This window comes from Levilactobacillus wangkuiensis (genome assembly GCF_016861605.1).
Lineage (GTDB): Bacteria > Bacillota > Bacilli > Lactobacillales > Lactobacillaceae > Levilactobacillus > Levilactobacillus wangkuiensis.
This window is the reverse complement of record NZ_BOLM01000001.1, coordinates 24,386-36,644: the sequence shown is the minus strand read 5'-3', so window position 1 is coordinate 36,644 and position 12,259 is coordinate 24,386. Positions and strand designations below refer to the sequence as shown.

The window sequence follows — 12,259 nt, the reverse complement described above, 5'->3', positions numbered from 1 at the left end:
GCCTGTTTCCTCCCTACTTCTTTAGCCACTGCATTTCTTCGTCAAATTCTGCCTGGTAATCGTATAACGGCGTCGGATAGTCCCCGTTGAAATAGGCCATACACAGTCCACCATACGGGTCATCCACGTCCAGACCCACTGAATCAATCACACCCTGTTCACTCAAGAATCCTAGTGAATCCGCCCCAAATGAGGTACACATTTCTGGAATTGTTTTCTGAGCGGCGACTAATTCCTTGGTGGTCTGAATATCAATTCCGTAGAAACACGGGAAGCGTAGCGGCGGTGACGCAATGCGCAAGTGTACGGCGCTGGCCCCAGCATCTTTTAACAACTTCACAATTCGCTGGCAAGTAGTACCACGAACAATTGAGTCGTCAATTAAAACCACCCGTTTCCCAGCCACCACGCCTTGAACGGCGGACAACTTCATCCGGACCCCCTGTTCTCGCAGTGCTTGCGTCGGTTGAATGAAGGTTCGCGAGGAATATTGGTTCTTGATCAACCCCATTTCATACGGTAGCCCACTAGCTTCGGCGTACCCCGTTGCGGCCGACAGCGAGGAATTAGGCACCCCCACCACAATATCTGCATCGACCGGTTGCTCCTTGGCTAATTGGATGCCCATTCGCTTCCGGGCCGAGTGCACGTTAACGCCATAAATATTGGAATCTGGTCGGGCAAAGTAAATGAATTCCATTGAACAAATGGCTAAATTTCCCGCCGTCGTGTAATGATCGACGGTCAGTCCTTGATCATCAATCGTTAGGAGCTCACCCGGATGGACATCCTGGATAAACTTGGCACCGACGGCATCCAGCGCGCACGTCTCACTACAAACCACGTAACCCCCGGTGGGCAACTGACCCACAACCAGTGGCCGCAAACCATTCGGGTCTAACGCCGCAAACAACCGATCATTCGTTAATAACAGGTACGCAAAGCCCCCGTGAACCTGACGTAACGCTTCTTTTAATTGGCCGGTCAGGGTTGGTGATTGACTTCGGCGAACCAGATGCATGAGAATTTCGCTATCCGAGCTGGCATGAAAAATGGCCCCGGCGGCTTCTAACCGGTGGCGCAACGTCTTGGCATTGGTTAAATTGCCATTGTGGGCTAAGGCAAACTGGGCGTCACTGAAATTAAATTCCAGTGGCTGAATGTTTTCAATGCCGTGGTTGCCGGCAGTGGCGTACCGCACATGGCCAACCGCAGCCGTGCCGGTCAACCGCTCTAAGCGACGCGGTTCCCGAAAGACATCGGCCAGTAAACCTAATCCCCGTTCTGACTGGAGCTGGCCCGCATTATTCGCGGTAATCCCAGCCCCTTCTTGCCCCCGATGCTGCAGTGCATGCAAGCCAAAGTAGGTGAGCTTGGCCGCATCCGGTGAGCCCCAGACGCCAAAGACGCCGCACTCTTCGTTCAGGCCTTTTATTTCAACAGACACGGTAACGCTCCTTCCCATAACTTTTTTGCTTCGCTGACGGGCAGATCAAAAGCCTGATCAGCTGTTTTGACCCATAGCCGGTCTTCTGCTGTCGTGATTCCCAGATAAGTGACCGTCTCTTGCATCAAGGCTTCAAACGCTGCCTGATGTTCCGGCGCTACCGACACGACAAAGCGTGATTGGGTTTCCGCAAAGAACTGAACGGCTGGCAGTTGACTGGTCAAAGTCACCCCTAAGTCGCCACCAAAACATGATTCAGCAATCGTGGTGATCAGTCCCCCTTCAGAGACATCGTGGGCACTGGCAACTAGTCCTGCTTGGATAGCTTCTAGGACGAGTTTTTGATGGTGATGCTCCGTCGCCAGGTCAAAGTCAAACAGATTGCCGCTGACTTGACCCGTCAACATCTTCTGGCACTCACTTCCATTAAAGTCGGCATGAGTGGCACCCACCACGTAAACCTTGTCACCAGCTCGTTTGAAGTCTTGCGTCGTCACGTCCCGTAAATGCTTAATCAACCCGACCATCCCAATCATTGGGGTTGGATAAATAGGTTCGCCGTTTGATTCATTGTTCAACGACACATTTCCCGAAATGACTGGCGTGTTAAACAGCTGGCAGGCGCGACTGATTCCTTGGGCAGCCTCATCCAAGTCGTAAAATTGTTCGGGCTTTTCTGGATTACCAAAGTTCAAGCAGTCCGTGATTCCCAGCGGTAAGCCCCCCGAAGCAACGATATTTCTAGCAGCCTCTGCCACGGCCATCTCACCACCGACACGCGGGTTGAGATGAAGGTAACGGCCATTCACATCCGTCGTCATTGCCAGAGCCTTATCCGTTTGGCGAATCCGAATCACCCCGGCATCTGAACCCGGTCGGACAACTGTGTTGGTCTGAACTTGTGAATCATACGTTTCAAACAGTGACTGCTTGGAAGCAATCGTGGGCTGCTGTAATAGCTGTTTGAGTGTGGCCGTCACATCTGGGATTACCGGCACAAACTGTGTGGCAGACTGTTGGTCCAGACGCTGAGGACGACGCTTTTCTCGTTGATAGACCGGTGCTTGCGTCGCCAACGCATCAACTGGCACATCGGCCTCTATCACCCCGTGATGCACCAACTGGTACTGATGTCCCGGGACGACTTCACCAATGACCACCGCATCTAACCCATATTTATCAAAGACTTCACGAATTTCTGCCGCTGAGCCCTGCTTAATGCATAACAGCATGCGTTCTTGTGATTCCGACAGCATCAACTCAAACGCTGTCATATCCGTTTCACGTTGGGGCACTAAGTCCAAATTGAGTTTAAGCCCACTTCCCGCTTTGGACGCCATTTCTGCTGAAGAGGAAACCAAGCCGGCCGCGCCCATGTCTTGAATCCCGACCAGACTGTTACGATGCTCGTGAATCACTTCTAGACAGGCATCCATCAACAGTTTTTCCATGAATGGATCACCGACTTGAACTGCCGAACGCTGGGTTTCCTTGGCATCATTGAATTCTGCCGACGCAAAGGACGCGCCATTGATGCCATCACGACCGGTTTTGGCGCCAACGTAGATGATTTGATTGCCGACCCCGGTTGCCTGCCCCTTCTGCATGTCTGCATGATTTAGGAGGCCAACGCACATGGCATTCACTAGCGGATTCTTCTGATAACACGCATCAAATGCCATATCCCCACCAATCGTGGGAATCCCAATACAGTTGCCGTAGCCCCCGATGCCGGCCACGACTTGCGAAATCACATACGTCGTTGCCGAATCCGTGGGTTCACCAAAGCGTAGGCTATCGAGCAAGGCAACTGGCTTGGCCCCCATTGAAAAGATATCGCGGATGATGCCCCCCACGCCGGTTGCGGCCCCCTCATAGGGTTCCACTGCCGACGGATGGTTATGACTTTCTGCCTTAAAGACCACGGCCTGGCCATCACCAATATCAATGATGCCGGCCCCTTCGCCCGGACCCGCTAAGACGTGATCACCCTGGGTCCAAAACTTTTTCAACACTGGTTTAGAGTTCTTGTAGGAACAGTGTTCACTCCACATCCCCGAGAAAAGGCCGACCTCAGTATAATTGGGCAACCGATGGAGGACTTGTTCACAAATGAGGTGATACTCATCAGTCGTGAGGCCTAGTTGCAGGTAGGCTTGCGTATCCCGGATAGCCTCCGGCGTTAATTTAGCGGTTTTCAACATGCGCATCCCCCTGTACATGATTCATCAACAATGAGTCAAAAATTCCTAACCCATCAACGGAACCCAGAATCGTTTCAACTGCCCGTTCTGGATGGGGCATCATCCCCAAAACGTTGCCACGACGGTTCACAATTCCCGCAATGTTCGCCACACTACCGTTGGGATTATCAACGTATTCAAAGACAATCTGATTATGTGCTTTTAATTCCGCTAGGGTTGCGTCATCACAATAATAATTACCCTCGCCATGTGCAATCGGTAGTTTAATGTCTTGATGACGCGCATAGGCCGTCGTAAATCGGGTTTGGGTATTGCTGACGTGTAGGGGGCTAACTTGGCAAATAAACTTGGATGATTCATTTGCCTGTAAGGCACCTGGCAACAGGCCCGCCTCCGTCAAAATTTGAAAACCATTACAGATACCCATGACCGGCTTGCCAGCGTTGGCAAAGGCCTTCACTGCCGTCATCACTGGCGCAAAACGGGCAATCGCCCCGCTACGCAGGTAATCCCCGTATGAAAATCCGCCGGGCAGAATGACCGCATCATAGCCGCTCAAATCGGTGGTAGTGGCGGGCACTAAATCGGCCGGCGTGTGTAGACAATCACGCAGGGCATTCAATAAATCATAGTCGCAATTAGAACCCGGAAAAACGGGGATGGCAAACTTCATGGTTTAAGCCTCCAACTCTGTAATTTCGTAACGATAAGTTTCCATGTTCACGTTAGCCAGTAACCGGTCGCACATCTCATCAACCTGTTCGGCTAACGGTTTCTCCCCAGGAGTCAATTTAATTTCAAAGTATTTACCTAGGGTAACGGTCGCCACATTTTCATAGTCTAGCCGATGGAGGGCGTCTTTGATGGCTTCACCCTTCGGATCTAAAATCGATGGTTTATAGGTCACATAGACCTTTGCTAAATACATGGCTTTTCCTCCTCTACCACTGCCAATCGATCGAGCACTTCTGTATAGACCTGGGTCAAGTCACCAGAATTCTTACGGAAAACATCTTTGTCCAACGACTCATGGGTTGTTTGATCAACCAGTCGACAGCTATCTGGTGAAATTTCATCGGCTAATAAAACTTTGCCGTCCGTCGTTAAGCCAAATTCAATTTTAAAATCGACCAGCTGGACCTGCATGGCGCCAAAGATTTGTTGTAATCGTCGATTGACCAATTGGGCTTGTCGGCGCATTTCAGCTAGCGAATCTGCGGTAGCCACGTTTAAGGCCAGAATTTGAGAATCGTTGATGAATGGATCATCTAGCTGGTCACTCTTGTAGAAGAATTCCATGACCGGCTCTTCAAAAGGGGTCAGATGTGGCATACCAAATTTCCGTTCAAAACTCCCCGACGCAGCGTTCCGCACCACCGTTTCCAAAGGAATCATGGTTACCCGGCGGACCAACTGAACGTAGGCTGACTGCTGCGTGATAAAGTGATTGGCAATCCCATGCTTCGCCAAGTCCTGAAAGATCAGGCTAGCAATCCGATTGTTGAGCAAGCCCTTTTGGGCAATGGCGACTTTGCGCTTGCCATTTAAGGCAGTCGCTTGATCTAAATACTCCACCCACAACACTTCTGGGTCGTTCGTTTCGTACATGGCCTTAGCTTTCCCCGTGTAAATCAGGCCTTGCTTGGTAATCTCTGTCATCGGTTATTGTTCCCCTTTCAATGCCGCTACTGCTGCTAAAGCCGCCTGCGTATCCGCATTCAAAACCGTTACGTGCCCCATCTTCCGCTGCGCTTTAATTTCTGCCTTGCCGTAATCGTGAAAATGCCACTCCGGATGTTGGCTGAGCAAGTCTCGGGCCACCTGTAAATCTGCTCCCAGTAAGTTGCGCATGACCGCTGGGGTCGCCTGCGTAATCTGGGGAATCGGTAACCCACAAATACTGCGGATGTGGGCCTCAAACTGTGAAATGTTGCACGCCTCAATGCTGTAATGCCCAGAATTATGCGGTCGCGGTGCTAATTCATTCACTAAGAGCTCGCCATCAGGTAAGACAAAGAATTCGATCCCCAAGACCCCACGTAAATGTAAGGCTGTGGCAATTTTTGTGGCGAACACTTGCGCTTGCTGGTGCACGGCCGGCGCAACCTGGGCTGGTGCAATCGTGGTATGCAGGATATGGTTTTGGTGGCGATTTTCAACCAGTGGAAAGGCCGCCACGTTTCCCGTCGCATCACGGGTCACCATCATCGCAACCTCTAATTTAAAGTCCTGTCGGCGCTCTAGGATACAAGGCCGTTGGCAAAGTTCCCGACTAGCTGCCGACAATTCTGGTTGGTTGACATCGACCTGGCCGTGCCCGTCGTAGCCGCCTTCTAGCGTTTTCAAAATTGCCGGGGTCCCTAGCTGTCCAACGGTCTTTTCTAACGCTGCCGTCCCCTGAACCGCCGCAAACGGCGTGACTGGAATCCCTTGACTATGTAAAAACTGTTTTTCCGCCAAACGATTCCGAGTCAACCGCAGCAGGTCCGTACCTTGTGGGAGTCGGGTCAGCGATTGCACGGCATCTAAAGCTGCTACATCAACGTTTTCAAACTCGTAGGTCAGCACATCGCTTCGTTGGGCCAATTGTTCCAGAGCTGTGGTCTCCTGATAGTCCGCGATGATTTGAAAGTCGGCCACCTGCCCCGCTGGTGACTGAGGAGTGGGGTCTAGGATGCCCACGTGATAGCCCATGGCTTTCGCACTCAGCGCTAGCATTTGGCCCAGCTGCCCGCCACCTACGATACCGATTGTTGCCGGCGGTAGGATTGGCGTCTCAGAATTGTTGTTCACTGCGTTCTGCCTCCTGCCGTTGACGTTGTCGAAAGTCTTGGACCTGCATTTGAATTTGCTGATCCTGTAAACCTAAAATTTGCGCTGCCAATAGTGCCGCATTCTTAGCCCCAGCCGCCCCAATTGTCATAGTGGCTACCGAGACGCCGGCTGGCATTTGGACAATGGACAGGAGCGAATCCATGCCGTTCAGCGCGTGCGACTGCATGGGCACCCCAATGACCGGGAGCACCGTATTAGCTGCGAGCATCCCCGGTAAGTGCGCCGCCCCGCCAGCTCCGGCAATAATCACCTGCAATCCCCGGCCCTGCGCCTGTTGGCCGTAATCTTGCAAGACATCCGGCATTCGATGCGCTGAGATGATGTGCCGCTCGTAGTCGACGCCTAGGGTCGTCAATTGCTGCGCCGCTAACTGCATCGTGGGCCAATCCGAGATAGACCCCATGACTAAACCAACCTGCACCATGTTTATTCCTCCCGCTAGTCTATTTATTCGCTAAGTTTAGCAATTCGCCACCTGACTGTCAACTAAAATACTAACAATTACGTGATATAATTATTTTAATATTCGTTTTCAGTAGAACTATATTCTTGATAAATTCATTTTACAATTTAAATATTCAGTAATCGCGAACTTAACACAAATATGTGCGAGATCAATTTTCCTAATTTTTTCCGTAAAAAAAGAGACGCCCGCAGGCATCTCTTTTGAAAACAGTTCATTACATTTCGTCAGGTGCTTGAACCCCTAACAGACGTAAGCTTTCCTTCAAGACTGTTGACACTGCCTTGACTAAAGCTAAACGTGCTGGCAAACCGGCATCGTCCGCTAAAATCTTGGAGTGGGCGTAGTACTTGTTGAAGGTCTTGGCTAACCGAATCGCGTATTTAGCAATGACGGATGGCTCTAACTCATCGCAAGCCATCTTGACCATGGCTGGGAAGTCGGCCAAAGTCTTGATCGTATCCCAGGCTTCTGGATCAGAAACTTGGTTGCCATCGGCCTTAACGGCGACGTCACCAGCCTTACGTAAGATACTTTCGGCCCGTACCCGTGAGTATTGCACATAAGGACCCGTTTCACCTTCAAACTTCAATTGATCGGCGAGCACGAAGTCAATGTTGTTGGTCCGTTCGTTCTTCAAATCACCGAAGACGATGGCCCCAACCCCGACCTGCTTGGCAACTTCTTCCTTGTTAGCTAAGTTAGGGTTCTTTTCGTTAATTTCTTCGCCGGCCAGCTTAACAGATTCTTCGAGAACCTTGTCCAGCAAGATGATCCGACCAGAACGCGTGGAAAGTTTCTTCCCATCAACGGTGATCAGTCCAAATGGCACGTGTTGAACGTCATCAGCAGATGGCACACCCATTTCCTGCAAGACAGCCTTCAATTGCTTGAAGTAGTAGGTTTGTTCGGACCCCACGACGTACAAGTTTTTGGCTGGCTTGTAAGTCCGGTCACGGTACAGAGCCGTCGCAATGTCCCGGGTGATGTACAGGGAAGCGCCATCACTCTTCAGGATCAGGGCTGGGTTCAAGTCGTGCTTGCTCAGGTCAACCACCTGGGCCCCTTGAGATTCAACCAGTAAATGCTTGTCCTTCAAAATTTGAACAACTTCGGCTAACTTATCGTTGTAGAAGGCTTCACCATTGTAGGTATCAAAGGTAACCCCTAATTTTTCATAAACGTCGTTGAATTCTTGCAATGACGCCTTCCGGAACCAGTCCCAGAGACGGTGGGCTTCGGGATCGCCATTTTCAAGCTTTCTGAACCATTCCCGGGCTTCATCGTCCAGTTCAGGCTTGTCAACGTCTTCCTTATGGAAACGAACGTAGTATTCAACCAGTTTGTTGATAGGATCTTTCTTAACGTCTTCTTCGTTCCCCCACAGCTTGTAGGCCGTGATGAGCTTCCCGAATTGCGTTCCCCAGTCACCCAAGTGATTGTCCTTGATTGGGTTATAGCCGTTCTTGGTCAAAATTTCAGCGATGGAATTTCCAATCACCGTTGACCGCAAGTGACCCATGGACATTGGCTTAGCAATGTTAGGTGAGGACATATCGATTGGCACATTGCCGCCGTTACCATCGTCGTTTTGACCATAGCTGGCGCCGGCCGTTAAGACCGTGTTCAACGTTTCTTCACTATAAGCGCTCTTATCAAAGAAGAAGTTCAGGTAAGGACCCACGACTTCAACCTTTTCAAAGCCCGTCTTATCTAGCTTGTCCGCCAAATCCTGGGCAATTTGTTGGGGTGCTTGGTGCAACAACTTAGCCAAGGTAAAGGTTGGGAACGCCATGTCCCCTTTGTCTGACGTCTTAGGACGTTCCAACTTAGCCGCGATATCTTCTGCGGATAATTGGCCGTCCAGCGCGGTAGCTAAGGCATTGGTAACTGTTTGTTTGTAATCCATACTAGTTCCTCCTCGTATTCTTCTCAAAACATCGTCAGTCTCAGGCGCTTCACGGGATAAAAAAAGTCCCCTACAAAATAAATTGTAAGAGACGAGATGACCCGCGGTACCACTCTGATTGACTTTAAAGTCCACTTTAAAATTCTGTTTAAATGACACCAATTGCTCCGTTCCGCTAGGATCCTTGTCCGGCTCGCAGCACTCCGGACTCGCTGAAAAGGATTTCCACAACGTACTATTTCAATGGCGATAAATGCCTTCGAATAATAAGAAAGACGACCAAGACTGGCCGCCCAACATTCGAAAGCGGGTGACGGGAATCGGACCCGCGACGCAAGCTTGGGAAGCTTGAATTTTACCACTAAACTACACCCGCACAACACAAATGAGTATAGCATATCATTTGTGAGTTGTCATCGTTTTTTGCAAATAAATTCAAAAAAGTTTTGAAAAACTAATTTTCATCCGCACTGTTTCCGGTAATTTTAGCAGCAGACTTCCGCACAACAGCGCGGTTGTTCATGTCGCCAACGGCAGTTTTGTCGGCAGGATCGTAGTCCCGAATCTCAACTAAAACTGAATTATCATACACTTTGGTAACTTCCCCAGTGAAATCGTGTTCCAGAGGACCAAATTTTTTCGCCGCAACGTAATCGCCAATCTTAATCTCTGTAGTCTCAGCCATTGTTCGTCGCTCCTTTCGTATGCAAAGTAATATTATAGCCATGTTTCAGCGGTGAAGCAAGTAAAGTTCCCTCCCAGACTTCATGATTCCCCCTAGTGCCACCGTTTACGCCCGCTTTCTCGTGGCTTGCAATCTAATTGTAAGGTGATTGAAACAAAATGAGAAAGCCGAACCTTGCTTGCTGTTTAGTAATTATATCCGTCAAAACGCGAACGTACATTTCTATTTTAACTTCAATATCATTTTTAACTGCAAATTACCGAACAACGGGATATTTCGGCGAATTCCGAAACCATACTCAAATTGGTCTAAATAAGTTATAATCTAGTCGTTGTGTTAGTTCGTTTTTATTCAATAGGAAATTTTCATAGGAGGAGAAGACATTATGAAGAAATGGCAACGTTGGGCGGTTCGGGGAATCGCTCTCACGGCGGGCTGTTTAGGCCTTTTCTGGTCAACAACAACGGCCAGCGCCAATGCAATTAATACTTATATTGCCAATCAGCAATATGCAACACCCAAAATCACGAAGAATATCTGGCCGACTTTTCCTAAGAATAGCTACCGGAATGGGAAGCCTGAAGGGGTCGTGGTCCATGAAACGGCCAACCCCAACTCGACGATTTACGGTGAAATTTCTTATATGAAGAATAATTATCAATCAGCTTTCGTCCACACCTTCGTGGATGCTAGCAGTATCATCAACATCGCCAACACGAATTACTTATGCTGGGGAGCCGGTCCCATTGCCAACGCCCGCTACGTCCAATTCGAACAAGTTGAAGTCCACAGCAAGGCAGCCTTCGCGTCTGAATTGAACAATGCCGCCTACTACACGGCTTATATCCTTAACCAGTACGGCCTATCACCAAAGCGTAACGTGACGGTTCTCTCCCACCATGATGTGTCCAACAACCTTGGTGGCACGAACCATACCGACCCCGATGGTTACTGGAAAGCCAATGCCAGCGCCTACTTTGGCACGACTTACACCATGAATGACTTCATGACGCTGGTCAATACCCAATACGCCAATCTCGGTGGCACGACCACGGACAGTACGGATACGACCGATACTTCAACGGACCATACCGTGACGACGCCTAAGAAGACGGTTAAATACAACCACGGTGGCAACAATGAAACGGCTACCCTGGCTAGCAACTACACCAAGTGGACCGTCTACAACCACGTCAAGGGTACGAGCGGTGCCTACAAGATCGGTTGGGGCCGCCTGAGTGCGGACCACCGTGGCGCAAAGGTCTACGTTGACTCTCGCGGTGTGAAAAAAGGCGGTTGGAGTGGTACCTGGTACCGGATTCGCTTTGGCAAGAATTCAACGGCCAAATACTGGGTCTACAGTAAGACCTTGAACTTCCCCAAGGTCACCTACAGTGATGCCAGCGGGACTTACACCCTGAACACCGACACCAACTACAAGCTGACGAATCACGTGTTAAACTCAAACTACCTGTCTAAGACGACGGCGCACACGCAGGACTTCCCTGCTGGCACCAAGGTCAAAGTGAACAAGTCTGGTCTTAAAGCCAGCGACGGTTCGACTTGGTACCGCATCACCTTAAACGATAAAGCTTACTGGATTCCAGCAGCCGGCTTGAACGGTAACGCTTAAAACTACCTAAGGCGCGGAACGCATTTGTTCCGTGCCTTTTTTGAAAGGATCGTTTCCGATGAATAAAATTATTTTCTACGGCGCCACCTCCCTCGACGGCTACCTGGCCACCCCCGAGGACAATATCGACTGGCTCACCCAACTGCCCGACATCCCCGCCGATGCCGGCGTCCAGGTCCTTTCCAAAATGACTAGTGCCATCATGGGTCGCGTTACCTACGATTTCGTCGCTAAGATGGCGCCTGACGTCCCGTTTAACCCTGCCAACCCACGGATGCACAATTACGTTTTAACGCGGGAAAACCGGCAGAATTTGCCATTAACGACGTTCACCGATAATGACGTGGTCACTCTTGCTCGCCAACTCAAGCGTGCGGACGGCAACATCTGGATTGTTGGGGGTTCCAGCATTTTGACCCCCTTACTAGCCGCCGACCTCGTTGATGAACTCTACTTACAGCTTGCCCCCATCGTGTTGGGGCAAGGCAAACGCCTGTGGGGAGAACTCGCGGCGCCGCACCAATTCACGTTGATGCAGGCCCACACCCTTGGGCCATTGGCCGAATTAGTCTATCAGCGCAGAAATTAGTAACGCTTGACCACGCGAGTATGGTACGCTTAACTTAGTTTTTACGCGAAGGAGCGGTCGGTATGTGGTTAGGCCTACATTTTTGGACCTGGATAGTTTTAACAATTTTAGTTGTCGGTGGCTTGACCCGCCATTCAGAAAAACGGGCCACGCAGTTCTTGATTCTGGCGCGAATCGCGTATTTGGTCATGATCATCAGTGGGGTCGTCTTAAGCATCCGGACCTTTAGCCACGCCCCCCTGCTCATCAGCCTGAAGTTTCTGCTGGGCATCGGCACGATTGCCCTCATCGAAATCAGTTTCGGCCGGAAGATGGAGCGCAACACGCCTCACTTGGTCTACTGGATCTTGGGTGTGGTCGCCCTCGCAACGGTTGCCCTGGGACTCACGCTGGGCCTTCACTAAATTTAACAAATAATGGACGGACCTGGCTGATTGGCTGGGTCCTTTTTGGTAGTTGTTTGCTTTTTCCATTAGCTCCTCTTAAAATAAAGA

The 12,259-nt window shown here is 50.2% G+C and carries 12 protein-coding genes and 1 tRNA gene; 3 read left to right on the top strand and 10 right to left on the bottom strand.

Annotated elements, in window-relative coordinates; genetic code table 11:
• Positions 1 to 13: 13 nt before the first annotated feature.
• The 10 genes from purF to JUF13_RS00110 form a co-directional block, all read right to left on the bottom strand.
• Positions 14 to 1,447, bottom strand: a complete 1,434-nt coding sequence (gene purF / locus JUF13_RS00155) for an amidophosphoribosyltransferase (protein WP_203637218.1) — start codon at positions 1,445 to 1,447, stop codon at positions 14 to 16.
• A complete protein-coding gene (purL, locus tag JUF13_RS00150) occupies positions 1,432 to 3,651 on the bottom strand; it encodes a phosphoribosylformylglycinamidine synthase subunit PurL (protein WP_203637217.1) in 2,220 nt (739 codons plus the stop codon). The genes purF and purL overlap by 16 nt, the downstream gene beginning before the upstream one ends.
• Positions 3,635 to 4,324, bottom strand: a complete 690-nt coding sequence (gene purQ / locus JUF13_RS00145; protein WP_203637216.1) for a phosphoribosylformylglycinamidine synthase subunit PurQ — start codon at positions 4,322 to 4,324, stop codon at positions 3,635 to 3,637. The genes purL and purQ overlap by 17 nt, the downstream gene beginning before the upstream one ends.
• 3 nt (positions 4,325 to 4,327) lie before the next feature.
• Positions 4,328 to 4,579, bottom strand: coding sequence for a phosphoribosylformylglycinamidine synthase subunit PurS (gene purS / locus JUF13_RS00140; RefSeq protein WP_203637215.1), 252 nt, complete (start codon positions 4,577 to 4,579; stop codon positions 4,328 to 4,330).
• A complete protein-coding gene (gene purC, locus JUF13_RS00135) occupies positions 4,570 to 5,310 on the bottom strand; it encodes a phosphoribosylaminoimidazolesuccinocarboxamide synthase (RefSeq protein ID WP_203637214.1) in 741 nt (246 codons plus the stop codon). Before purC ends, purS begins: the two co-directional genes overlap by 10 nt.
• Before the next feature lie 3 nt (positions 5,311 to 5,313).
• Positions 5,314 to 6,444, bottom strand: a complete 1,131-nt coding sequence (purK, locus tag JUF13_RS00130; protein WP_203637213.1) for a 5-(carboxyamino)imidazole ribonucleotide synthase — start codon at positions 6,442 to 6,444, stop codon at positions 5,314 to 5,316.
• Positions 6,428 to 6,910, bottom strand: a complete 483-nt coding sequence (gene purE, locus JUF13_RS00125; RefSeq protein WP_203637212.1) for a 5-(carboxyamino)imidazole ribonucleotide mutase — start codon at positions 6,908 to 6,910, stop codon at positions 6,428 to 6,430. Before purE ends, purK begins: the two co-directional genes overlap by 17 nt.
• Positions 6,911 to 7,166: 256 nt before the next feature.
• A complete protein-coding gene (gene argS, locus JUF13_RS00120) occupies positions 7,167 to 8,858 on the bottom strand; it encodes an arginine--tRNA ligase (RefSeq protein WP_125763202.1) in 1,692 nt (563 codons plus the stop codon).
• Positions 8,859 to 9,163: 305 nt separating this feature from the next.
• Positions 9,164 to 9,234, bottom strand: a tRNA-Gly gene (locus tag JUF13_RS00115).
• Between the two features lie 78 nt (positions 9,235 to 9,312).
• Positions 9,313 to 9,543: a DUF2187 domain-containing protein gene (locus tag JUF13_RS00110; RefSeq protein WP_125763204.1), complete on the bottom strand. Its 231-nt coding sequence runs from the start codon at positions 9,541 to 9,543 to the stop codon at positions 9,313 to 9,315.
• Between the two features lie 385 nt (positions 9,544 to 9,928).
• On the opposite strand from JUF13_RS00110, the gene JUF13_RS00105 reads away from it, so the two are divergent.
• From JUF13_RS00105 to JUF13_RS00095, 3 genes are all read left to right on the top strand, one after another.
• On the top strand, positions 9,929 to 11,176 hold the full coding sequence (locus JUF13_RS00105) for a peptidoglycan recognition protein family protein (protein ID WP_203637211.1): 1,248 nt from the start codon (positions 9,929 to 9,931) through the stop codon (positions 11,174 to 11,176).
• Positions 11,177 to 11,234: 58 nt separating this feature from the next.
• A complete protein-coding gene (locus JUF13_RS00100) occupies positions 11,235 to 11,765 on the top strand; it encodes a dihydrofolate reductase family protein (protein ID WP_203637210.1) in 531 nt (176 codons plus the stop codon).
• A gap of 62 nt (positions 11,766 to 11,827) precedes the next feature.
• Positions 11,828 to 12,169 carry a YisL family protein gene (locus tag JUF13_RS00095; protein WP_203637209.1) on the top strand — a complete coding sequence of 114 codons (342 nt, stop codon included), beginning with the start codon at positions 11,828 to 11,830 and terminating at the stop codon, positions 12,167 to 12,169.
• The last annotated feature ends 90 nt before the right edge of the window (positions 12,170 to 12,259 follow it).

Bases quoted from the DNA above. Each gene is read 5' to 3' on its own strand.
- purS (WP_203637215.1), bottom strand. From the start codon at position 4,579: ATGTATTTAGCAAAGGTCTATGTGACCTATAAACCATCGATTTTAGAT.
- JUF13_RS00110 (WP_125763204.1), bottom strand. From the start codon at position 9,543: ATGGCTGAGACTACAGAGATTAAGATTGGCGATTACGTTGCGGCGAAA.
- purL (WP_203637217.1), bottom strand. From the start codon at position 3,651: ATGTTGAAAACCGCTAAATTAACGCCGGAGGCTATCCGGGATACGCAA.
- purE (WP_203637212.1), bottom strand. From the start codon at position 6,910: ATGGTGCAGGTTGGTTTAGTCATGGGGTCTATCTCGGATTGGCCCACG.
- purC (WP_203637214.1), bottom strand. From the start codon at position 5,310: ATGACAGAGATTACCAAGCAAGGCCTGATTTACACGGGGAAAGCTAAG.
- JUF13_RS00095 (WP_203637209.1), top strand. From the start codon at position 11,828: ATGTGGTTAGGCCTACATTTTTGGACCTGGATAGTTTTAACAATTTTA.
- argS (WP_125763202.1), bottom strand. From the start codon at position 8,858: ATGGATTACAAACAAACAGTTACCAATGCCTTAGCTACCGCGCTGGAC.
- JUF13_RS00105 (WP_203637211.1), top strand. From the start codon at position 9,929: ATGAAGAAATGGCAACGTTGGGCGGTTCGGGGAATCGCTCTCACGGCG.
- JUF13_RS00100 (WP_203637210.1), top strand. From the start codon at position 11,235: ATGAATAAAATTATTTTCTACGGCGCCACCTCCCTCGACGGCTACCTG.
- purQ (WP_203637216.1), bottom strand. From the start codon at position 4,324: ATGAAGTTTGCCATCCCCGTTTTTCCGGGTTCTAATTGCGACTATGAT.